General features: G+C 55.4%; 17 protein-coding genes, 1 pseudogene and 1 riboswitch. Of the genes and pseudogenes, 10 read left to right on the top strand and 8 right to left on the bottom strand.

Annotated elements, in window-relative coordinates; all coding sequences use genetic code 11:
- The coding region (locus tag R6U41_RS03345; protein ID WP_410268416.1) for an HlyD family type I secretion periplasmic adaptor subunit at positions 1-1,241 on the bottom strand (1,241 nt) is incomplete at its 3' end.
- A 1-nt stretch (position 1,242) separates the two neighbouring features.
- On the bottom strand, positions 1,243-3,462 hold the full coding sequence (locus R6U41_RS03340) for a type I secretion system permease/ATPase (RefSeq protein ID WP_410268415.1): 2,220 nt from the start codon (positions 3,460-3,462) through the stop codon (positions 1,243-1,245).
- A gap of 488 nt (positions 3,463-3,950) precedes the next feature.
- Positions 3,951-4,152, top strand: a riboswitch (cobalamin riboswitch).
- Between the two features lie 148 nt (positions 4,153-4,300).
- Between R6U41_RS03340 and thiC the strand changes: the two genes are divergently transcribed.
- Positions 4,301-5,647, top strand: coding sequence for a phosphomethylpyrimidine synthase ThiC (thiC, locus tag R6U41_RS03335; protein ID WP_410268414.1), 1,347 nt, complete (start codon positions 4,301-4,303; stop codon positions 5,645-5,647).
- A gap of 44 nt (positions 5,648-5,691) precedes the next feature.
- Here thiC and R6U41_RS03330 read toward each other — a convergent pair whose 3' ends face one another.
- Positions 5,692-7,077: a sigma-54-dependent transcriptional regulator gene (locus R6U41_RS03330; RefSeq protein WP_410268413.1), complete on the bottom strand. Its 1,386-nt coding sequence runs from the start codon at positions 7,075-7,077 to the stop codon at positions 5,692-5,694.
- A gap of 3 nt (positions 7,078-7,080) precedes the next feature.
- The gene (locus tag R6U41_RS03325) at positions 7,081-8,877 is read right to left on the bottom strand and encodes an ATP-binding protein (protein WP_410268412.1); all 1,797 of its coding nucleotides are present in this window, start codon (positions 8,875-8,877) and stop codon (positions 7,081-7,083) included.
- Positions 8,878-9,193: 316 nt separating this feature from the next.
- Between R6U41_RS03325 and R6U41_RS03320 the strand changes: the two genes are divergently transcribed.
- From R6U41_RS03320 to R6U41_RS03300, 5 genes are all read left to right on the top strand, one after another.
- Entirely contained in the window at positions 9,194-9,604 is a 411-nt protein-coding gene (locus R6U41_RS03320; protein ID WP_410268411.1) for a periplasmic heavy metal sensor, read from the top strand.
- A gap of 167 nt (positions 9,605-9,771) precedes the next feature.
- Positions 9,772-10,791 carry a tRNA dihydrouridine synthase gene (locus tag R6U41_RS03315; RefSeq protein WP_410268410.1) on the top strand — a complete coding sequence of 340 codons (1,020 nt, stop codon included), beginning with the start codon at positions 9,772-9,774 and terminating at the stop codon, positions 10,789-10,791.
- Between the two features lie 138 nt (positions 10,792-10,929).
- Complete coding sequence (locus tag R6U41_RS03310) at positions 10,930-11,985, top strand: deoxyguanosinetriphosphate triphosphohydrolase (protein WP_410268409.1); 1,056 nt, start codon at positions 10,930-10,932, stop codon at positions 11,983-11,985.
- A gap of 5 nt (positions 11,986-11,990) precedes the next feature.
- Positions 11,991-12,626: a hypothetical protein gene (locus tag R6U41_RS03305; RefSeq protein WP_410268408.1), complete on the top strand. Its 636-nt coding sequence runs from the start codon at positions 11,991-11,993 to the stop codon at positions 12,624-12,626.
- Positions 12,613-13,389 (top strand): YkgJ family cysteine cluster protein, encoded by a 777-nt coding sequence (locus R6U41_RS03300; RefSeq protein ID WP_410268407.1) that lies wholly within the window; start codon positions 12,613-12,615, stop codon positions 13,387-13,389. The genes R6U41_RS03305 and R6U41_RS03300 overlap by 14 nt, the downstream gene beginning before the upstream one ends.
- 55 nt (positions 13,390-13,444) lie before the next feature.
- Here the strand turns inward: R6U41_RS03300 and R6U41_RS03295 are convergent, their stop codons facing one another.
- From R6U41_RS03295 to R6U41_RS03285, 3 genes are read right to left on the bottom strand one after another with little or no spacing between them, the layout of a single operon-like run.
- Positions 13,445-14,812, bottom strand: coding sequence for a replication-associated recombination protein A (locus tag R6U41_RS03295; protein ID WP_410268406.1), 1,368 nt, complete (start codon positions 14,810-14,812; stop codon positions 13,445-13,447).
- A 31-nt stretch (positions 14,813-14,843) separates the two neighbouring features.
- Complete coding sequence (gene der / locus R6U41_RS03290) at positions 14,844-16,202, bottom strand: ribosome biogenesis GTPase Der (protein WP_410268405.1); 1,359 nt, start codon at positions 16,200-16,202, stop codon at positions 14,844-14,846.
- Positions 16,203-16,208: 6 nt separating this feature from the next.
- The gene (locus tag R6U41_RS03285) at positions 16,209-16,799 is read right to left on the bottom strand and encodes a 5-formyltetrahydrofolate cyclo-ligase (protein ID WP_410268404.1); all 591 of its coding nucleotides are present in this window, start codon (positions 16,797-16,799) and stop codon (positions 16,209-16,211) included.
- A 159-nt stretch (positions 16,800-16,958) separates the two neighbouring features.
- On the opposite strand from R6U41_RS03285, the gene serS reads away from it, so the two are divergent.
- The 4 genes and pseudogenes from serS to R6U41_RS03265 all read left to right on the top strand — a co-directional run.
- Positions 16,959-18,233, top strand: a complete 1,275-nt coding sequence (serS, locus tag R6U41_RS03280; protein ID WP_410268403.1) for a serine--tRNA ligase — start codon at positions 16,959-16,961, stop codon at positions 18,231-18,233.
- Positions 18,230-19,732, top strand: a complete 1,503-nt coding sequence (thrC, locus tag R6U41_RS03275) for a threonine synthase (protein WP_410268402.1) — start codon at positions 18,230-18,232, stop codon at positions 19,730-19,732. The genes serS and thrC overlap by 4 nt, the downstream gene beginning before the upstream one ends.
- Positions 19,733-19,737: 5 nt before the next feature.
- Complete coding sequence (locus tag R6U41_RS03270) at positions 19,738-21,558, top strand: hypothetical protein (protein WP_410268401.1); 1,821 nt, start codon at positions 19,738-19,740, stop codon at positions 21,556-21,558.
- 38 nt (positions 21,559-21,596) lie between these two features.
- Positions 21,597-22,223: pseudogene (locus R6U41_RS03265) on the top strand (tetratricopeptide repeat protein); the annotation flags it as partial.
- Here R6U41_RS03265 and R6U41_RS03260 read toward each other — a convergent pair.
- Positions 22,128-22,520 (bottom strand): tetratricopeptide repeat protein (locus R6U41_RS03260; RefSeq protein WP_410268400.1); only part of this gene is annotated, 393 nt, incomplete at its 5' end. The pseudogene R6U41_RS03265 and the gene R6U41_RS03260 sit on opposite strands and share 96 nt — an antisense overlap.

The raw sequence follows: 22,520 nt of genomic DNA, 5'->3' as shown, positions 1-22,520 counted from the left end.
ACGGTCAGGCCTTTTTCCAGGAGTTTGAGCCTTGCCTTGTAAATCAGCCCGAGGTTTTCATCCTGGATGGCGTCATCGGATATATCCGCAAGCTCTGCATCCACAACACCGTATTTTGTGAAATTAAAGGTGTTCACCTTGACTTCGGCGGATTGTCCTTCCTGTACAAACCCGATATCCTTGTTCAAAATCATTGCCTCAACTTCCATTTCGCTGCTTTCGGGTACCACCAGCATGAGCTCCTGGGCCGGGGTGACCACCCCGCCGACGGTGTGAACGGCAAGTTGTTCCACGGTGCCGTCCAGGGGGGCGCAAAGATTGTACTGGCGGTTTCGCTGCTCGGCCTTGATTTTTTCTTCCCGCAGCGTCGATTCCCGGGTTTCCGCTTCCTCAAGTTTGGTTAGAACATCTTTGTAATACTCATGTCTCAGGGCGTTTTGGTTTGTGCGGTTTGTCTGCATGGCAGCTTCCAGCTCCTGCTGCCTGGATTTTTCAATGGATATGGTCTCCCTGATTTCTATCTGGGTCTGCTTGAGTTCCAGAAAATCCATTCGCGGTCCCATTTTTTTCTGCTGCAGGACATCAAGGGCATTGACCCGCTCATCGAGCACGTTCAAGATGCTGCGGACCCTGTTGATTTCAGCTTCTGCCGTATTCCATTGCGCTTGAAGCCTTGCATATTCCTTTTGAATTGAATCAAGATTCGCCTGGTATTCGGCCACTTCCTGCTGCAACAGGACGTTTTGCCTGGCGACCCGTTGACTTAATGAGGAATTGTCGGTTTTGATGACAGGCGTGGGGGCGGATTCCTCGCGGAGCCAGTTTTCCAGTTGTTCAAGCCGCAGGACCCGGGCCCTGGCATCAAGCCATTGACGGGTCAGGCTGCGGACGTCGGCTTTGGTTATGGTGGTATCCAGGGTGACCAGGGGATCTCCGGCAGTGACCCGTTGGCCATCCCTGACATGAATCGCCGATATCCTGGCTGCTTCAACAGGCTGTATCACTTTTACCCGTTCGCTTGGCAGGACCTTGCCACCGGCAATGGCGACAATGTCAATCTTTCCGAAAAATGCCCACAGCATTGCAATGATAAACAGAAGAACAATGGCATACAGGATGAGCCGCCCAACCGGCGACGCAGGCGTTTTCTCCACCTCCAGGGCGGCCGGCAGAAACTCGTGGATATCCCTGGAAGAAAGCACGTCTTTTTTGTTTTTGGCAGGTTTGAGCCGGCCGATCATGTCAATACCCCCTGTCAGAAGCTTGTGCGTTAAAGTGCCGGCCGGAGCCGCCGTGCTTTTTTGCCGGGTTGTTTTCTTTGTCCGGCCGCAGGGCGGGCACGGAGTTTTGCAGATCGTGCAGCCGGGCGTAATATCCCTGTCCGGCCATGAGTTGATCATGATCGCCGGTTTCAATGATCCGGCCCTGTTTCACAACGATAATCCGGTCTGCCTGCCGGACCGTGGTCAGGCGGTGGGCGATAATAAAAACCGTACGCCCGGCGCAGATGGTGCCCATGCTCTCCTGGATAAAACGCTCGGACTCGTAGTCCAGGGCGCTGGTGGCTTCATCAAAAATCAGAATACGGGGATTGGTTATCAGGGCCCTGGCGATGGCAATACGCTGTTTCTGGCCGCCGGAAAGAGATGAGCCCTGCTCACCCACCCGGGTGTCGTAGCCTTCCGACAGTTCAACAATGAATTCGTGGGCTCCGGCCACCTTGGCGGCTTTGACCACATCATCCATTGGCAGGCCGGGATCCACAAAGGCAATGTTTTCTCTGACCGATCCGTCAAACAGGCGGCTTTCCTGCAGGACCACCCCGATTTGGCGTCTCAGCCAGGCAGGCTCCATCTGGGCAAGATCAATGCCGTCGACCATCACCCGGCCTGCCTCGGGTACATACAGCCGCTGGATAAGCTTTGTCAGTGTGCTTTTGCCGGATCCGGACCGGCCGACAATACCAATGACCTCCCCCGCCTTTACATCAAGGCAGAGCCGGTTCAGCACGTAAGGCTGGTCCGGGCCGTAACGGAAGGAGATATTGTCAAACCGGATGTCACCTTTGATTTTTGGCAGTGTGGTGCGGTTGGGATTGTGGCCGGGTTCAGTGGGGGTGTTGAGTATGTCGCCGAGGCGCTGAATGGAAATGCCGGCCTGCTGGAAATCCTGCCAGAGCTGCACGATTTTTAAAATGGGACCGCTGATCCGGCCGGCAATCATGTTAAAGGCAATAAGCTGGCCGATGCTCAGCTTGTTGGTCATGACCAGGGAGGCGCCCACCCAGAGAATCAAAACGGTGACGATCTTGTTGATGAACTGGGCGGCCTGGCTGGCGATGTTTCCCAGGTTGTTGGCCTTAAAAGATGCCGCCACATAAGCTGCGAGATTGTCTTCCCAGCGGCGTTGCATTTGCGGTTCCACGGCCATGGCTTTTACCGTTTCAATACCGTGGATCGATTCGGTCAGAAAAGCCTGATTCTCGGCGCCCCGCTTGAATTTTTCATCAAGCCTGCGCCGGAGTATGGGGGTGATGTAGACCGACAGGGCAATGTAAAAAGGAATGGAGCCCATGACGATCCACGTCAGGGTGGGACTGTAGAAGTACATCACCACGAAAAACACGATGGTGAAAAACAGGTCAATGACCAGTGTCAGGGCAGAACTGGTGATGAAATTGCGTATGGTGTCCATTTCCCGCACCCGGGCCACGGTGTTTCCTACTTGCCGGGTCATGAAATAAGCAATGGGCAGATGAACGAGATGATCGAAGAGCTGGGACCCCAGGGTTACGTCCACCCGGTTGGTGGTATGTGTGAAAACATAATTTCTCAAACCGTTTAACAGCACGTCGAAAATCGAGATCACGATCAGGCCGAAGGCAAGAACATCCAAGGTAGTCAGGCCTTTGTGCACCAGTACCTTATCAATCATGACCTGGAAGAACATGGGCGTGATCAGGGCAAAAACCTGAATGAAAAAAGAGGCGATGATCACGTCCCGGAGCAGGTGCTTGTATTTCAAAATGGCCGGTATGAACCAGCTTATATCGAACCTGCTGTTTTTTGCAGGCAGAAACGAGCGCTTTGTCACCAGGATGACGCGTTCGGACCAGACAGAAAGAAATTCCGCTTTTGGCATAAGCTTCGGGCCGGGTTCGCCGGTGTGGTGGACAAGGGCCTTTTCCTCATTGATTTTGGCAAGAAGGAGAAACTCGTTGTCACAGGACTTGATTATGGCGGGAAGCGCGATTTTTTGCAGTTTGTCCCAGTCCGCGGTAAAGCTTCGCGCTGTTAACTGGATATGACGGGCCGCCCTGATGATGTCTTTTTCATTAAAGACGCCGTGCATGCGGCCGAACTGGTGCTGAAGCTGCGCCGGGTCAGCAGCCACCCGGTGAAGGCGCGCGATAGTGATTAGCGCACTTAAACCGGTATTCTGCCTCTCAGATATATGTGACATTGCCTCCCCGCTTGTGTCCGATTCTTTGGTATTAAAGAAGATCGAATTCATCCGGTTCGTATAGCAAAAAAGGCATCTTTCAAAGTACAAACATTATATTTTCCGGCAAACAAGCTGTCCTGGCAGAGGTGTACTCCGGGTATGCATACCTTGCTGTTGACTGTATTGTGCATGCCCTGTATTTTCCGGGCAGGGCTGGATCCTGATACGGTTTTTGGGGTTTACGGATGCAAGTCAAAGTATATATACTTGTGCTTTTTATTTATTTTAAAAGCGCTTTGATTTTATATAAGAGAGTTTTTTGCGTACTTTTATCATGATCTGTATTTATAAATTTGTCTTTTTGTCAAGCAAAAAAATATTTTAAATTGAAAAAAAATTTAAAGATTAAATTGTCAGCGCATTCAGAACATTTGAAGGGTTTGTTCCGGCCGTGCTGCCAAAATGCCGGGGCTTGACACCTGCGGCAAAAAGGGTTAAAAGTGGTTCGAAAATCAGAAGCAGCAAATGTTGCGGTTCAGGCAAACGGAACGCGGTGCAAATCCGCGGCGCACCCGGCGCTGTAACCGGAAATACCGTCTTTGAGCATCAATGATACGGCCACTGCAGGCTTAAATCCCCTGCGGGAAGGCCAGAAAGACGGGTGATATCCGGCAAGCCAGAAGACGTGTCTGCAACAGGCGATATCGGAATCCGATGGCAAAGGGTTCCGACGGGAGGAAAACCTCCGGTCGGAGCCCTTTTTTTATTTGGCCGGGGTTACGGTCAGGAACAAAAAAATAGACTTTGATCGCAGGGCTTCCTTAACACTTGAAATTGTTCAAAAAAGGAGAAAAACATGGAAACCCAGCTTGAACTGGCCAGGCAAAACCGGGTCACCGCCCTGATGCAGCGGGTGGCCGAAGACGAAAACATGGCCGTGGACCAGATTGTTCGTCAGGTGGCAGCCGGCCGGATCGTGATTCCCAACAATCCCGCCCGGCCCGGCCAGAAGGTGGTGGGCATCGGCACTGGTCTTCGTACCAAGGTCAATGCTTCCATCGGCACATCCTCGGATATCTGTGATATCGCCCTGGAGGTGAAAAAAGCCCGGGTTGCCGAAGCAGAAGGCGCAGACACCCTCATGGAGCTGTCTGCTGCAGGCGATCTCCACGCCGTGCGCCGGGCGGTAATCGACAGCACGAGCCTGCCGGTTGGAAACGTGCCCCTGTACCAGGCTTTTCACGATAGCATCCGCAAAACCGGTGATCCCACGCGTATGGATCCCGAGTACCTGTTTGACCTCATTGAAAAACAGCTTTCAGACGGCCTGAGTTTCATGGCCATCCACTGCGGGGTCAACCGCTACACCATCGAGCGGCTGCGCAGGCAGAAATTCCGCTATGGCGGCCTGGCCTCCAAGGGGGGCACGTTCATGGTGGCCTGGATGGAGAAAACCGGCAGGGAAAATCCCTTATACGAGCAATTTGACCGGGTATGCGGGATCGTGAAAAAATATGACGCCGTGCTCTCCCTTGGAAACGGCATCCGGGCCGGGGCTATCCATGACAGCCACGACCGGGCCCAGGTGGCCGAGATGGTGGTCAACTGCGAGCTTGCCGAGATCGGCCGGGACGCAGGCTGCCAGATGATGGTGGAAGGGCCGGGCCATGTGCCCATGGATGAGATCCAGGGCAATATCATGCTTGAAAAGCGGATGTCAGGCAATGCCCCCTATTATGTGCTCGGTCCGATTCCCGCGGATACCGGCGCGGGCCTGGATCACATCACCGCCGCAATTGGTGCGGCCAGCTCTGCGCGCTACGGGGCGGATCTGATCTGCTACATCACCCCTGCAGAGCACCTGGCCCTGCCCAATGCAGAAGATGTCCGTCAGGGGGTGCGCGCCACGCGTCTGGCGGCCCGGGTAGGGGATATTTCCAAATATCCGGAGCAGCGGGAGACCGAGAAAATGGCGGCTTTGGCCAGGCGGGACATGCAGTGGCAGGACCTGGAAAGCCTTTTGATGTTTCCGGAGGAGGCAAGGCGGATCAGGGACTCCCGGGCCCCGGAAAAGGCCGAGACCTGTACCATGTGCGGTGATTTCTGCGCCATGAAAAAGGGCATGGCCCTGTTTGCAAAAGACATTGGCGGAGACAAGCAGGCGCCGGAGCGCAGCGCGGCCGCACAGGGCAGGGGTGCGTGACAGGCCCGGCCGCCGGCTCAAAGCAAAGGGCCCGGCTGCCGGCTTTACCCGAGGCCGTATTTTTCCAGCTTGTTGTAAAGGGTTCTCCGGGTGATGCCCAGCAGCCGGGCCGCCTCGCTTTTGTTGCCCCCGGCCCGTTCCAGGGCGCTGACAATGGCGGATTGTTCCATTTCGCCAAGGGAGCCGCCTTCATCAGCGCCGGCACCACCGGCCTGGGCGGAAGTCTGCGGGTGCGGCCGGCCGCTGTTTTGTGAAATGTTTAAGGGCAGGTCTTTTTCCGTGATGTATTCGCCGGGCGACAGGATGACCGCGCGTTCCACCGCGTTTTCCAGTTCCCGGACGTTTCCGGGCCACGGGTATTTGAGCAGATCATCCATGGCCCTGGGGGTAAAGCCCTTGATGGGCTTTCGGTTCCGCCCGGCATATTGGTTTATGAAATGCTGGGCGAGTGCGGCGATGTCGTCAGTGCGTTCGGCCAGGGGCGGAATGTGGAGGTTGACCACGTTTAACCGGTAAAACAGATCCTCCCGGAATTGGCCGTCTGCCACCATCTGCCCCAGGTCCTTGTTTGTTGCCGCAAGAATCCGGACATCCACGGCAACCGGGGTTTCTCCGCCCACGCGCTGGATTTCGCCCTCCTGGAGTACCCGCAGCAGCTTGGCCTGCATGGCCATTGACATTTCCCCGACCTCGTCGAGAAACAGGCTGCCCTGGTGCGCCCGGACAAACCGTCCCTCCCTGCGCTTGTCGGCCCCGGTGAATGCGCCTTTTTCGTGACCGAAAAGCTCGGATTCCAGAAGCGACTCTGTCAGGGCCGCGCAATTGACCGAAACCATGGGGCCGCTGCTGCGGCTGCTGTTGGCGTGAACCGCCCGGGCGATGAGTTCCTTGCCGGTGCCGCTTGCCCCGGTGATCAAAACCGTGGCCTCGGAAGGCGCGATGGTAGCCACCATGTCCAGCAGGGACTTCATCTGCGTGCTGGCGGAAACAATCTGGCGGCTGTCTGCAAGGTTTTTCAGCCGGGCTTTCAGGTTCTGGTTTTCGTGCTTGAGCCGGGTATGCTCAAGGGCCCGTTCAATGGTTAACTTCAGTTCGTCAAAGTCCAGGGGCTTGGTCAGATAGTCATAGGCCCCGGCCTTCATGGCCTCCACTGCGGATTGAACCGATGAATAGGCCGTCATGATGACAATGGGTATGGCGGGATTGTAGGCCTTGATTTCCTTTAGGGCGTCAATGCCGCTCATCACCGCCATGCGGACATCCATCAGGACGAGCTCAAAGGGGCTTTGTCTGACGTGGTCCACCGCGGCCCGGCCGTTGTCTGCCTCGCTGACGCGGTAGCCCCAGGTTTTCAATATGGTCTTTAAGGTGGTGCGATGTCCCGGATCATCATCCACCACCAGAATTTCGCCCGGGTTTTTGTCTTCCATTTGTCATGCCTCTTTTGTTTCCGCATTGGCCGAAGCCGGCAGGGTGATGGTAAAAACCGTGCCTTCCTCAGGGGAGCTTTTAACAGTGATGCGCCCGTTGTGACTTTCCACTATTTTATGAACAATAGCCAGCCCGAGTCCGGTACCTGAAGCCTTGGTGGTGAAATACGGATCAAATATTTTTGCCAGATCCGCCCGGGCAATGCCCGGGCCGTTGTCGTGAACCTGGATGATGATGTTTTTCTCTGCGCCCCGGCTGCTTGTCACCTTAAGGATGCCGCCGCTTTCCATGGACTGAATGGCGTTTAAATACAGGTTGAGAAGGCACTGGATAAATCGGTCCGAATCAATGTCTGCAGCCGGCAGGTCCCGGCCTTTGACAAGCTGGATATCAATGTTTTTCTCTGCTGCGTCCTGGCGCACCAGGCGCAGGGAGTGGTCCAGGACCGGGTTGATGTCCGCGGGCCGGGCGTTGATTTCCGAGGGGCGGGCAAATTCCAGCAGCTCGGAAATCACCCGGTTTAACCTGTCGGTTTCCTGGATCATGACGGCTGCGGCATCCCGTGCTTCCGGGTCCTGTGCGTACCTGGCTTTGAAATAAGTGGCCATGCCTTTGACCGAACTCAGGGGATTTCTGATTTCATGGGCGATGCCCGCGGCCAGTTCGCCGACTGCGGCCAGCTTTTCCTTGCGTTGGATGGTCTGCTGCAGATCCTTGATTTCGGTGAGATCCCGTAAAATCACCATGCTGCCGATAAAGGCGCCGTCTTCGTTGATGATGCCAGTAGAGCTCACACTCAGCGGAACCCGCTTTTGCCCCGGCAAAAACATACATTCAAGTTCCTGCTCCATGATTTGGGCATCTGCTTGCTGCCGGCAGATCAGTCGGGCCAGGTTGTCCGGCAGAACCTCGGCTGCAGCTTGTCCGCGCACGGAGCTGGCATCCAGGCCGGTGATGGATTCGGCTGCCGGGTTGTGCAAAACAATTACGCCTTGGGCGTCGGTTACCATCAGGCCCACCGGAAGGCTGGCCACCACCTGATCGGCCATGGCGCTGGTATCCTGGAGCCGCTGTCGGGTGGCCCTGTAATTTCGCGCGATGAGCATGATAGCCATGCCTGTAAAACCCAGGATTAAAAGTATTGAGGAAATAATGGCGGTGATTTTTATGTCCTGCTGCCGGGCTTTGATAAACGGGGTGCGGTCAAATCCGATAAATATGATCTGTTTGTTTTCTTCAGAATTGTCAGGGATGCGCCAGGACCGGCCCTGTTCAGTCCTGCCGGACCGGGGTGCGAACTGGCGCATGTGACCCAGGTGCCGGCGGTTTGCATTTCGGCCGGAAAGAGGGTTGAAAAAGTCGTAAACCTCAAATGCCGGCATTCTGTTTTGTGTTTCAGTCAGCCGCCATTTGGCTGATTCTCCCGGGTCCGGAACCTCCTGATCGCCGGTTTTGCTGAAAAACCGGGTATTGATCTGTTCGGGATCACTGTGGGCAAGGATCCGGCCGTTGGTATCGGTAATTGCAATGTAGAGGACATCGGCCTGATCAGCAAGCTCCCGGAGAAGGTACTGAACCTGGTTTTCATTCCAGCCCATGGCCCGCATGCCGGTTCTGGTGCCGGCTTCAAAGGATTTGATCAGCGCAGCGCCCTTTTCCAGCAGAATCTGGGACATGTATTGTTTTTCGCGGTTGTGGTTGCTCACGGCCAGAGACACTACGATGACCAGAAGGATGGCTGCCGCGCTGATAATCATCCAGGGGGAAGAGTAGAGGCCTATGTGCTTTTTGTTGGTCATATTTTATGTATGCAAATTTATTGCCATGTTCGGCATATGTAAAATATTTTAAAATACCGGTTCGTTAAGTCTTTGCAAGAAGCCTGTTTGCCCCCTGGTGAGTATTTTTTTTACAGGCTTGTATAAAATATATACAGAAATTGGTGAAAAATCCATGGCAATATGTTTTTTTGATTTGCCTGTCTTTGTTTTTACAAAAGAAACAAATGGTTTTGTGCTTATTAAAAGACTGGCACACCTGTTGCTCCTATGTTGTCAAACAGATCATTTGTGAAAAAAAATGTAAACCCCCACAACCCAGAAGGAGGAAGAGACAATGATGAAAAAGACAGCTACCATACTCACAGTGCTGGCAGTGGTCGGTCTGATTGCAGGCGTGGCATTTGCCGGGCCCTGGGGCGGCGCCCGTGGCGGCTACAATCAGGGCTACGGACCCGGAGCAAATGCAGGTCCCTGTTATAACAGCCAAAACTTCGGGCCGCAGCATCAGGTTTTTCTTGATGAAACCGCGGATCTTCGCAATGAACTTGCAGGCAAGCGCGGCGAGTATCATGCGCTGATGGCCAATAGCAATCCGGACCCGAAGCAGGCCGCGCGGCTGCAGCAGGAAATGAACAGCATTCGGGAGCAGATCCGGGCAAAGGCCCGGGATCGCGGCATTAATGCACCTGTTGGAACCCGCGGCTACGGCGGACGGGGTTACCAAAGGGGAGGCCGGTGCTGGTAGGCCGGCTGCAATCACTGCCCGGGGCTAAATCAGCCGGTTTGGCTCCGGGCATCTTTTTATCTCCTTTCCATCCCGTCTCTCTATCATTTATTGTCCCCTTATGTTTTCAGGTCGGTCGTGGTATACTGCTTCAAAAAACCGGGACGAACCATGAAAACAGGAAATCAATGACACAACTGACAGCAGATCTGAACCGATCCATCCATATCGGCGGCCGGCAGGTGGACTCGCGCCTGCTGATGGCGCCCATGGCCGGCCTGACCCACGTGGCCTTCCGGCACCTGGCTGCCGGGTACGGGGGATACGGACTCATGTTTACCGAGATGTGCAGCGCAAAAGCACTTCCCCAGGAAAATCCCAGGGTATCGCCCGTATTTCAGTGGCGGGCATCTGAACTGCCAAACCTGGTCTGCCAGATTTTCGGCTCAGACCCGGATACAATGGCCCGGGCGGCCCGGCGGATCGAATCCGAGGGGTTTTTCGGGGTGGATGTCAACATGGGCTGTTGCGTGGCCGCCATATGCAAGCAGGGCGCGGGCGCGGCCCTGCTGCGGCAGCCGGACAGGGCCGCTGATATTGTGGCTGCTCTGCGCGGGGCGGTCGATATCCCGGTTATGGTAAAATTCCGTACGGGCTGGCAGGATGATCCGGGCCCTGCCGTGGACATGGCCCGTCGTCTGGCCGATGCAGGCGCACACGCGCTGACCTTTCATCCCCGGGTGGCCCCGGATCTGCGCGCCAGACCGCCGAAATGGGATTATATCCGGGCAGTCAAGGAGGCCGTGGACATTCCGGTATTTGGCAACGGAGAGGTGTTTTCGGAAAAAGACTGCCGAGCCATGCTTGACAAAACCGGCTGCCACGGGGTGGCGCTGGGCCGCATGGGTTTGGCGCGGCCTTGGATTTTTGCGCAATGGATCGGGGGTTTCGTGCCTGACGAAGAGACTTATCCCGAATGCGCCCACCGGATGCTGGATCTGCTGGCGCAATACTACGAGCCGGTCAACGCCCTGCGGCGCTTTCGGAAATGGATTGTTTATTTTGCCGCCAATTTTGTTTACGGTCATCAATTTTCCTCCCGGGTGCGCCGGGCCGGAGATATGGATGCGGCCCACAGGGAAATCGACGCGTTTTTCGCATCCGATCCCGCCCGGGGCAGTGGCCCCAACCGCAACCTGTTTCAGTGACCAAAGACCGGCCCGGCATTGACTCTTTACAATCGCGGCGGAATATGCAAAATATAAAGGCTATTTGTCAGTTCACCGGATTGTTTAACCATTTTTGTTGTCTTCAGGGTGCTTGTGATGCTGTGGGACCCGGGCAATATGACCATACGTGAAGATTTTGAAAAGCGGGAGGACGCCTTTATCTCGCCCTACGGGGTCAAGGCTTCCGAATCTGCGGGGCGCAGGGAGCCCGAGGCGGCATGTCCGGTGAGAACCGTGTTTCAGCAGGACCGGGACCGGATCGTGTTCTGCAATGCATTCAGGCGTCTGAAGCATAAGACGCAGGTGTTTTTGTCCCCCCTGGGCGATCACTACCGCACCCGGCTCACTCATACCCTTGAGGTGGCAGAGGTGGCCCGCACCATCTGCCGGGCCATGCGTCTAAACGAGGACTTGGCTGAAGCCGTGGCCCTGGGCCATGACCTGGGGCACACGCCTTTCGGCCATTCCGGGGAAACCGCGTTAAAGGAAATTTTCAGCCCGGATTTCAACCACAGCGAGCAGAGCCTGCGGGTGGTGGAGGTGCTGGAGCGAAACGGCCGGGGCCTGAATTTGACCCGTGAAGTCAGAGACGGCATTGTCAAGCACTCCAAGGGGTTTGGCGACATCATCCCGGCGGATCCCGGCAAGATGGCCGCCACGGTTGAGGGCAGGATCGTGCGGTTTGCCGATATCATCGCCTATCTCAACCATGATCTCGATGATGCCGTGCGAAGCGGGGTGGTTCGCCAAAATGATATTCCGGAAATCTGTGTCAAAACCCTGGGAGGCACCCACGCCCAGCGGGCCACCACCATGATCCGGGATTTGATCTTTTCCAGCCATGTGATTGAAGATCATTTGGAACTGGCCTTTTCAGACGAGGTGTTTTCCGCCATGAGCGAGCTGCGCCAGTTTCTCTATGAAAACGTTTATCGTTCCGAGCCGGTGCATGCCGAGTTTATCAAGGCCAAAAAACTCATATCCGAGCTCTACGCCTATTTCCTCAATCACCCGGATCAGCTCAGGGAAAAAATGACCGGTCTGGAAATGGACGAGCGGTATTTTGAATCCACGCCGGTGGAAAGAATCATCTGCGATTACATCGCCAGCATGACCGACCGGTACGTGCTGCGGCTTTATAATGAAATTTTTATCCCCACGCCCCTGGTGTAATGCATATGGAGCGGCAAATTCCGGTAGCAGACCTGGCTGCAGACCCGCGCATTGAGCCTGTTGTCAAAGAGCTTGAATCCCTTTATGCGGAAATGGACCGGCAGTATGATCAGGCTGCTGCCGGGTATGGATTTTCCTGCACCGGATGTGCCGACAACTGCTGCCTGACCCGGTTTTATCATCATACCTTCCTGGAATATATTTTTCTGCGAAGGGGTTTTGAGCAGCTTTCCGGGCCGATGCGCGCAGATATCCAAAAAAGTGCCGTCCAATATGCAGACGCGCTTCGGCGTGCCCAAAGCAATGTCGCAGACGCGCCCTTTCGCATGATGTGCCCGCTAAACCGGGAGGGTTGGTGCGTGCTTTACGGATTTCGTCCCATGATCTGCCGGCTCCACGGAATCCCCCACGAGCTGGAGCCGCCCGGGCGGCAGAGGATGGTTTTTTACCACGGATGCGCCGCCTTTGACAGCCAGTGCGGGCATCTGCCCTATCATGGCTTTGATCGGACCCCCTTTTACATCCGCATGTCCGGGCTGGAACAGGACCTGAAACAGAAACTCGGAATTTCCGAAAAATCAAAAAAAACCGTGGCGGATATGCTGATCCACGACAAGGTGCCCATCCATGCGATATTTTGAGCAAGATCCCGATCAAATTCCCGGCCGCCAGCTGTCTGAAAATGAAACATTTACTCTTGACTGCCATCCCGGGGTGCCGTGCTTTAATCAGTGCTGCAGAAACCTCAACCTGTATCTCTATCCCTATGACGTGATCCGGCTGAAAAACAGCCTGGGCATATCCTCTGATGAGTTCATTGACACCCATACCCATGTGGTGCTGCGCGATGGCAGCCATTTCCCGCACGTGCTGCTGGCCATGGCGGAAAACGCGGAAAAAACCTGCCCGTTTCTCACGGATGCCGGATGCCGGGTGTATGCGGATCGCCCCCAGACCTGCCGGGCCTTTCCCGTGGAGCAGGCCCTGCATTTCAAGGAAGGCGTGCCAAAGCTGATACATTATCTCCGTCCGCCGGATTTCTGCTGCGGCATCAAAGAAGGCCGCACGCATACCCCCAAATCATGGGAGGCGGACCAGAACGCGGCGTTTTACAACCAAATGACCATTGAATGGGCCCAGGTGATGCGGCTTTTTTCCCAGGACCCCTGGGGCGGGGAGGGCCCGGACGGGCAAAAGGGCAAAATGGCGTTTATGGCAGCCTATAATGTGGATATGTTTCGCCGGTTTGTGCTGGAAAGCAGTTTTTTCAAGCGATTTCATGTCAAGCAGGATCTGCGGTTGAAAATCAAATCCGATGATGTGGCGCTTTTGCGCCTGGGCATGGCCTGGATCCAGCTGGCCGTATTCGGCATCCAGACCCCCAGGCTGCGGCTGAAAAAATAACCGGCCCGGGCGCTGATATTCGGGCTGCAGCATCCAAAGCCGCCCGGGCGGGCTGTCAGGGCTTTTGTTGCTGTTTTTTCATCTCCCGCCATTTATCCAGCCGCTGTTTGATCAGCTTTTCATCGCCCCGGTCCGTGGGATGGTAAACCAGGGAATCTTTGAGCTGGTCGGGCAGATGGTCCTGCGGGGCAAAAGCGTCCTTGTAGTCGTGGGCATAGCGGTATCCCCGGCCGTAGCCCATATCCTTCATCAGCCTTGTGGGGGCGTTTCGGATATGGTGGGGCACGGGCAGGGACCCGGTTTTTTCCACCATTTGTTTGGCCTCGCCCCATGCGGTATATATGCTGTTGCTTTTGGGGGCGGTGGCCAGATACACGGCGGCCTGGGCCAGGCTCAAATCGCCTTCCGGAGAGCCCAGAAAACGGTAGGCCTCCATGGCATCCATGCTCACGGCCAGGGCCCGGGGATCTGCGTTTCCGATGTCTTCTGAGGCAAACCTCACCATGCGCCGGGCAATGTAGAAGGGGTCCTCTCCTGCAGCCATCATCCGGGCCAGCCAGTAAAGACCGGCATCCGGATCACTTCCCCGCAGGCTTTTGTGAAACGCGGAAATCAGGTTATAGTGTTCTTCCCCGGTCTTGTCATAGGACAGGGACTTTCTCTGCAGGGCCTTTTCCACGTGATCCAGACCGATCTGCGCAGGGCTTTGCTGTCCGTCTTCGCCCACCATGTCCATGGCCGCAATTTCGGCTGCATTTAATGCGGCCCGGCCGTCTCCGTCTGAGATGGCGGCTATGTGGCCTGCAGCCTCATCAGTGATTGTCAGGCCCATGTCGCCAAGCCCGCGCTCGGTATCGGAGAGGGCGCGCATGACAAGGGTTTTGATTTCCTCATCGGATAGCCGCTCCAGGGCAATGACCCGGCAACGCGACAGCAGCGCGGAGATGACCTCAAAGGAGGGGTTTTCCGTTGTGGCCCCGATCAGGGTGATCAGCCCGCTTTCCACATGGTGTAAAAACGCGTCCTGCTGGGACTTGTTAAACCGGTGGATTTCGTCGACAAACAGCAGGGTGCGGCGGTTGTGGTATTTTTTCTGGTTCCGGGCCGTGTCAATGACCTCCCGGATATCCTTGACCCCGGTTAACACGGCGGAAAACTGGATGAAATGACACCGGGTCCGGGTCGCCATGATCCGGGCCAGGGTGGTCTTGCCGGTACCCGGCGGTCCCCACAGGATCATGGAAAAGATCCGGTCGTTTTCAATGGCGTTTCGGATCAGCGAGCCCGGCCCCACGGCATGCTGCTGGCCGATGAACTCATCGAGATACAGGGGCCGCATCCGGTCGGCCAGGGGGCGGTGGGCCGCGTTTGACTTTTCTGACTGGTAATCAAACAGGTCCAATTCAGACACCTTGCCGGACATATGCGGGCATAAGTCCGGATTTTTGGTTGTTTTATCTTGTCTTGACGGATTTTTTCTTTTTCGGGGCCTTGCGTGGTCGCTGCTCGCCGCGTTTTCGCAGCCACAGCCGGATGGGCACCATGTCCAGACCGGCCGCTTCCCGGATCTGGTTGATCAGGTAGCGCTGGTAGGAAAAATGCACGCCTTCCGGGTAATTGACAAAACAGACAAATGTAGGCGGCCGGGTGCCGGTTTGGGCGGCGTAATAGAATTTCAGGCGGCGGCCATGGTGCATGGAAGGCTCGGTGCGGGTGGTGGCCGCCTCGATGATCCGGTTTAACGGCCCGGTGCCGATGCGGCGGGTGTACTGGCCGTATACCGCATCCGCGAATTCAAAAATCTTGGGCACCCGCCGGCCGGTGAGCGCGGATATGGTCAGAATCGGGGCAAAGCTCAAATACTTGGCCTGATAGCGGATATTTTCCTTGATCTGTTTGAAAACCCGGTCGGATTTTTCCACCAGGTCCCACTTGTTGAGCAGAAAAATGCAGGCCTTTCCCTTTTCAAAGGCGTATCCGGCAATGCGCACGTCCTGTTCGGTTATCCCGGCGGCCGCATCGAGCATGATCAGGGCGATGTCGCAGCGGTCCAGGCTTTCCATGGCCTTGATGATGGCATACTTTTCAATTTTTTGTTTGACCCTGGATTTTCTGCGGACCCCGGCGGTGTCAATGAGCAGGTAGGACCGGTCGTTGATCCGGCACAGGGTATCAATGGAATCCCGGGTGGTGCCGGCCTGCTCGCTGACAATAACCCGGTCTTCTCCCATGATTCGGTTGATCAGCGATGATTTCCCCACGTTTGGCCGCCCGACAACCGCCATGCGGATCGGTTCGGTTTCCGCTTCGGCTTTGGTTTCCGGCAGTGCGGCGGCCACGTCGTCGAGCAGTCCGGCAACCCCGTGGCCGTGGGCCGAGGACAGGGCATACAGGGGTTCTGCGCCCAGGGCGTAAAACTCGTAGAGATGCTCTTCCCGGCCGGGATGATCGATTTTGTTGACGGCGAAAAAAACAGGGATTGAAAATCCGCGCACCAGGTCCACCAAGTCCCGGTCAAATGCGGAAATGCCGCTTGCGCCGTCAAACAGCAGAATTACAGCGTCGGCGTCTGCGATGGCCTGGCGAATCTGGTCATGGGTTTTTTGGGCAAAGGCGTCCTTGTCTGCGGCAAAAAAGCCCCCGGTATCCACAATGTCAAAATTCACATCGTTCCAGGATGCACCAGCGTAATGACGGTCCCGGGTCACGCCGGGAAAATCGTCCACAAGGGCGCTGCGGGTTTTGGTCAGCCGGTTGAACAGCGTGGATTTGCCCGCGTTGGGCGGGCCTACAATGGCGACAACAGGTTTCATGAAAGTCTATATTTTATAGATGATACGATTTTCAGTTATGATAATATCAACGGCTTTGTCGTGGGATTCCATGGGCAGCACCCCATAGACCTGGCTTTCAAGGGCAAGCCCGACTTTTCGGGCGGTGTTGGGCAAAAGGGGAATCAGCCGGTCGTACCGTCCTGAGCCGTCACCCAGGCGCCCGCCCTTTTCATCAAAGGCGACGCCCGGAATCAGGGCAATGTCGATGTTGTCAAAGGAAACCGGCTTGCACTGGTCAGGATCGGGTTCAAATTCATTCCCGGATGCGGCTTTGAGCTCTGTTTCCATGCCGGTGATCTTAAGCAGCCGGCAGCCGGTCCGTTTTTTGTGGTCAAACAGCGGCAGCACCACTTCCTTGCCAAGCCGGGGGCATGCCTCAATGATGCGCGACAGGTCAATCTCCACGCCCCGGCTCAGATAAAACAGCACCATCTCAGATTCCTGGAAATTGGCAAACTCCAGCAGTTGCTCTTCGATCCGGGCTTGTTTTTGCGCCAGTTCCCGGCTGTTTAACGAAGTGATCCGCTCACGGGTTTCTCTGCGCAGGGCCAGTTTTTTGTCTTTGACATCTTCCATAACCATTCTCCAAGTCTGGTAACCGCTGAAACACCATAGCGTAAAAGCGTGCAATTTGCAATAATCATTGACGAATTGGCAGGGGCGTGGTAATTAATTAAAGTTTGCCATCATTAGAAATTTCCGAGAATTATCTAAAATATTTAATATAGGGATCTTATGCTGGAAATCAAGTATGTGCGGCAAAATTTGGATGATGTCCGCAATGCCCTTTCCAAAAGGGGCGATACCGCGGATCTGGAAACCTTTGCCGGCGCTGATGAAAAACGTCGCCGGATCCTGGCTGAACTCGAGGAACTGCGCCATCGCAGAAATGTGGTTTCCGATGAAATCGCGGCCATGAAAAAGCAGGGCCAGAATGCCGATGATCCCATTGCGCAGATGAAAGAAGTTAGCACCCGGGTCAAGACCCTGGAACAGTCCCTGGCTGAATACGAATCCCGGATAAACGAGATTATGATCCGGATTCCCAACATGCCCCATGAAAGTGTTCCCGAAGGCCGGGATGAAGATGACAACGCCCTGGTCCGGCACATGGGCCGGCCGCCGGAGTTTGATTTCGAGCCCCTGCCGCACTGGACCGTGGGTGAAAACTTGGGAATCCTGGATTTTGAACGGGCCGCCAAGATTGCCGGGGCTCGGTTCCCGCTCTACATGGGCGATGCGGCTTTGCTGGAGCGGGCCCTGATATCGTTTATGCTCAGCCTGCACACCCTGGAGCACGGCTACAAAGAGGTGCTGCCGCCGTTTATCGTCAACCGCCATTCCATGACCTGCACTGGGCAGTTGCCCAAGTTTGAAGAGGATTTGTTTAAGCTCGAGGGCCGGGATTATTTTCTGATCCCCACCGCCGAGGTGCCTGTAACCAACATCCATCAGGACGAAATCCTTGACGAAACCGATCTGCCCGTTTATTACACTGCCTTTACCCCGTGTTTCCGGGCCGAGGCCGGCTCTTACGGAAAAGACACCCGGGGCTTGATCCGGCAGCATCAATTTAATAAAGTGGAGCTGGTCAAGTTTGCGGCCCCGGAAAATTCCTATGATGAGCTGGAAAAGCTGCTTTCAGACGCTGAATCCGTTTTAAAGGCCCTGGGGCTTGCCTACCGGGTGGTGCTGCTGTGCACCGGAGACATGGGCTTTGCATCGGCCAAGACCTATGATATCGAGGTCTGGATGCCGGCCCAGCAGAAATACAGGGAAATTTCGTCCTGCAGCAACTTTGAATCGTTTCAGGCCCGCCGGGCGGGTATCCGGTTTAAGCGCAAGGGGCGCAAGGGCACCGAGCTGGTGCACACCCTAAACGGTTCCGGACTGGCGGTGGGGCGAACACTGGCTGCATTGCTGGAAAATTATCAACAGGCCGACGGCAGCGTGGTGATCCCCGAGGCCCTGCGGCCGTATATGGGCGGCAAGGAAAAAATTACCCTTTGAGAGTCGATCAGTTTCCCAAAGACATTCAGCCTTACCTGATTCCCGGACCGGGCGGCGATTTGATATATCGATGCCTCAACTGCCAAAAGGAGTTCGGCATCCGGCATCTGCTGTATACCTGCCCGGACTGCGGGCATGTGCTTTTGCTCTATGATACCGATTTTGAGCGGTTAAAAAAGATTTCCGGCCTCATGTGGCGGCGGATTTTTGACTACCGCAGGATGCTCAACATCCCTGCCTTAAACGGCATTTACCGGTATCATGAGTTAATCGGCCCGGTGCTGCCCCTGGGTGCCGCGGTCTGGCTCGGCGAAGGCCACACCCCGGTGGTGGAGGCAAACGCCCGGCTTCAGAAAAAAGCCGGAATTCGGTTTTATTTTAAAAACGACGGTCAGAATCCGAGTGCTTCTTTCAAAGACCGGGGCATGGCCAGTGCCCTGAGTTATATTCGCTATCTGCTCCAGCAGGGATATGTATCTGACGTGCTGGCCGTATGCGCCTCCACGGGAGACACCTCTGCGGCCGCAGCCCTTTATGCCTCGTTTCTGCATCCGGATGTCAAGTCCGCGGTTCTGCTGCCCCACAAGCGCGTCACACCCCAGCAGCTTTCCCAGCCCCTGGGCAGCGGGGCAATGGTTTTTGAAGTGCCCGGGGTGTTTGATGACTGCATGAAAATCGTGGAGCACTTGTCCGAGCATTACAACGTGGCCCTGCTCAACTCCAAAAATGCCTGGCGCATCCTGGGCCAGGAATCCTATTCCTACGAGATTGCCCAGGGGTTTGAGTATGACATGGCCGGCAAGGCCGTGGTGGCGCCGGTGGGCAATGCCGGAAACATTACGGCGATCATGAGCGGTTTTCTCAAGTTCCATGATCTGGGCATCATAGAGGATCTGCCGCGGATTGTGGGGGTGCAGTCCGAGCATGCCAACCCGGTTTACAAATATTACCTGGAGCCGGATCCGGAAAAGCGCTGTTTTGAACCCGTGCAGGTCAAACCCAGCGTGGCCCAGGCCGCCATGATCGGAAATCCCGTGTCCATGCCCCGGGTCATCCGCCTGGTGGAAGAATACAACAGGCGGGCAGGGCGGCAGAAGGTTTTTGTGGAGGAGGTAACCGAGCAGCAGATCATGGACTGGCAGCTGCGGGCCAACCGAAACGGCCACGTGGTCTGTACCCACGGTGGGGAATGTCTGGCGGGTCTGGTGGCGGCCAAAAAGAGCGGCAAAATTGCCCCTGATGAAACCGCAATACTGGATTCAACCGCGCACGCACTGAAATTTGCCGATTTCCAGCAAATGTATTTTGACGACAATTTTCCCGCGGAATACGGGATCATCCCCAGGGACGAACTGGTCAATGCGCCGGAGTTGGTCTGTCCTGACGATCTGGACAAAGTTCCCCGGCCCGGCCTCCCCTTGTCCGGAGGGGATCTGTCGCGTTTTGTTCAAAGGATTGCGGAAGATATTGCCATGCGCCTTGATTTGAAAAAGGTGTGATCCGGATGAAACCGCATCGTTTGTCTGCCTTGTCCATACTGCCGGTACTCGTCTGCGGGGTGATTTTGCTGGCCGGCCCCGGCAGAAGCCTGGCGGTTTTTTACCAGAAACATTACGTGGTGGAACGGGACAGGGACAAAGAGATCCTGTGTGATCCGTACGTGGTGCAGAGAGATGATTCTGTCATCCGGCTTCTGAAGCAGCGGGGAGATATTGCGCACAAGGATTTTCCGAAATTTCTCGATATTTTCAAGCGGATCAATCCCCGTGTCCGGGATATGGACCTGATATACCCGGATCAGCAGATTCTGATTCCGCTGCGCATCCTTGAGCCCGGTGCCCTGACAGGCCAGGAAACCGGTCAGGTGACCATCCCGGTCATTCCTATCACCGGCCTGTCTGAAAATCTCAAACAATTTGCCGATCCCTATACCGTTCAATACGGAGACTGGATTTCCCGGGTCATATCCGAGCGGTTCGGCCGGTATGGCTCAGACGGTTACAATCGGGGCATGCGCCTGTTTAAGATGATGAACCCGGAAATTAAGGATCCGGATAAGGTGCGGGCCGGTGCCCGGATCCGCCTTCCGGATCCGGAAATCAAAAAAGAGCCGTGGTTTTCTGATGTGATGGATCAGGCCCGGCCTTCGGCTGCACCGGGACCTTCTGACAAAGACAATGCCGTCGTGCCCGGCCGGGCAGCCAATATCAGTGCCGAGACCATTGAAGAAAGCCAGAACGATGCCAAAACCGGCAGGACTTCGGTTTCCGTTCAGTGGTTTGCGGATTTGTCCGTACTGGCAAAGGCGGCGGAAATTTTAGATGTGCGCATTTTTAACAAGGGGCGTTATTTTTTTCCCAGATCCGGGGAAAGGGACTTGTCTCTGGATCTTTCGAGAACACCGGTGCTTGAATTATCCGATGGCAGAAAGTTTCTGCTGACCCGGCGTCAGTGGATCAGCCCCGGCGATCAGGCCGTGCTGCAGGTTTACTGGCGGAACCTGGAGGTGTTGTTTGTCCCCAGGCAGCCGAAGTTGACTTGGCTGCTGGAAAAGCTCATACCAAAGCTGGACCCCGATGGCTATCAAAACCGGATGGAAATTGATGACAAGGGGCTGAGCACGGTATTGCGGGGCCAGTTCATTTACCAGCCGTCAGAAGACCGGGACACGATTTATCTAAATATCTTCTCTGATCCGGAAATGAAAACTCCGGAGTCTGTATGCGCTTATCTGGAATCCCGGGCTGTCAAGGTGCGGGATTGGGTGGAAACCCCGGAAAAGTCCGGCTGGATTCTCCATGACACTGAGCCGTCCAATGCCCGCCGCCCTGAACCACCGGCCTTGCAGACCAGGCGCCCGGACCGGCTGGTGCGGGTTTTGGTGGAAAAGCTCGGCTACACTTATCATGAAAACATTGAGGTCTGCTTTCCCTATGCGGGCTTCCAGGTCCGGGCAGCGGCCAACCTGCTGTCACTTGGGGAAAATGCAGAAATGCTGATTGATTACGGGGACCTGCAGGGAGATGCCGTTTACGCCATTGAGAACACCGGTTTTCGGGTATTGCAGATACCGCCCGGCTCTGAACCGGATACGATTCTGGAGCAGCTCGGGGATGTATTGAATCTGGAAATCATGCATGACCCCATTTTCTGGACGGCCAATCGCCCCCGTATTCACAATATTTCCCTTCAGGTGCCCGGGGTTTTGGTAAGCAGCCGGGACAAGGGCGGGGAAAAACGGGTACTGCTCTCAGATGTCCCGGTTGCCCGGGAGTTTCTTACATATTTTGATCAGCAGGATATTTCCGTGATCCGGATACGCTGACCGCACTGCCAAGAAAAAGAGCAAAGGAAAGACAGGCTATGAAAAAAAAAATAAAGGCATTTGTGAAGGTGCTCGGGATTGTTTTTATCAGTATCATGTTTTGCGCATGTTCCCATACCGGAGTTTCCACGGACAAGAAACAGCAGGCGGATGCAGCCCGCAACCTCGGGGAGGCCTATATGGCAGACGGCAATTATACCCGGGCATTGCGGGAGTTGTTGAAAGCTGAACACTTAAATCCCAATGACCCGCATGTTCACAATGCATTGGGGCTGACCTATCTGGCAAAGGAGAATCCGGAAAAGGCTGTTTCGCACCTGGAGCAGGCCCTGGAACTGCGGCCCGAATATTCTGCGGCCCGCAATAATCTTGGTGCTGCCTACATCGCCCTTGAGCAGTGGGACAAGGCTGCCGAATGTTTTGAGGAAGTGGCAGACGATTTGCTGTATACCACCCCCTTTTATCCCCTGACCAATCTGGGCTACATATATTACCAGACCGGCGAATACGAAAAGGCTGAAAAATATTACGAGGAGGCCCTGGACCTGGAGTATGACTTTCCCAAGGCGTTACACGGCCTGGGGCAGGTGTATATGGCCACTGGTGATATAAACAAGGCCGTGCAGTATCTGGAGCGGGCAAAAGAAAAGGCGCCAAAGTCGGCCCAGATCCATGCAGATCCTGGCCGACTTTGGCGCCTTTTCTTTTGCCCGCTCCAGATACCGCACGGCCTTGTTTATATCCCCAGTGGCCATATACACCTGGCCCAGACCGTGTAGCGCCTTGGGAAAGTCATACTCCAGATCCAGGGCCTCGTTGTAATATTTTTCCGCTTTTTCGTATTCGCCGGTCTGGTAATAAATGTAGCCCAGATTTGTCAGAGGGTAAAATGGGGTGGTATACAGCAAGTCGTCTGCCACTTGCTCAAAGCATTCAGCAGCCTTGTCCCACTGCTCAAGGGC

Source organism: Desulfosalsimonas sp., from assembly GCF_046483245.1.
Classification (GTDB): domain Bacteria; phylum Desulfobacterota; class Desulfobacteria; order Desulfobacterales; family Desulfosalsimonadaceae; genus Desulfosalsimonas.
This window is presented reverse-complemented; position numbering and strand designations above follow the sequence as displayed.

Coding starts and splice junctions, on each gene's coding strand:
- R6U41_RS03340 (WP_410268415.1), bottom strand. CDS start 3,462: ATGTCACATATATCTGAGAGGCAGAATACCGGTTTAAGTGCGCTAATC.
- thiC (WP_410268414.1), top strand. CDS start 4,301: ATGGAAACCCAGCTTGAACTGGCCAGGCAAAACCGGGTCACCGCCCTG.
- R6U41_RS03330 (WP_410268413.1), bottom strand. CDS start 7,077: ATGGAAGACAAAAACCCGGGCGAAATTCTGGTGGTGGATGATGATCCG.
- R6U41_RS03325 (WP_410268412.1), bottom strand. CDS start 8,877: ATGACCAACAAAAAGCACATAGGCCTCTACTCTTCCCCCTGGATGATT.
- R6U41_RS03320 (WP_410268411.1), top strand. CDS start 9,194: ATGATGAAAAAGACAGCTACCATACTCACAGTGCTGGCAGTGGTCGGT.
- R6U41_RS03315 (WP_410268410.1), top strand. CDS start 9,772: ATGACACAACTGACAGCAGATCTGAACCGATCCATCCATATCGGCGGC.
- R6U41_RS03310 (WP_410268409.1), top strand. CDS start 10,930: ATGACCATACGTGAAGATTTTGAAAAGCGGGAGGACGCCTTTATCTCG.
- R6U41_RS03305 (WP_410268408.1), top strand. CDS start 11,991: ATGGAGCGGCAAATTCCGGTAGCAGACCTGGCTGCAGACCCGCGCATT.
- R6U41_RS03300 (WP_410268407.1), top strand. CDS start 12,613: ATGCGATATTTTGAGCAAGATCCCGATCAAATTCCCGGCCGCCAGCTG.
- R6U41_RS03295 (WP_410268406.1), bottom strand. CDS start 14,812: ATGTCCGGCAAGGTGTCTGAATTGGACCTGTTTGATTACCAGTCAGAA.
- der (WP_410268405.1), bottom strand. CDS start 16,202: ATGAAACCTGTTGTCGCCATTGTAGGCCCGCCCAACGCGGGCAAATCC.
- R6U41_RS03285 (WP_410268404.1), bottom strand. CDS start 16,799: ATGGAAGATGTCAAAGACAAAAAACTGGCCCTGCGCAGAGAAACCCGT.
- serS (WP_410268403.1), top strand. CDS start 16,959: ATGCTGGAAATCAAGTATGTGCGGCAAAATTTGGATGATGTCCGCAAT.
- R6U41_RS03270 (WP_410268401.1), top strand. CDS start 19,738: ATGAAACCGCATCGTTTGTCTGCCTTGTCCATACTGCCGGTACTCGTC.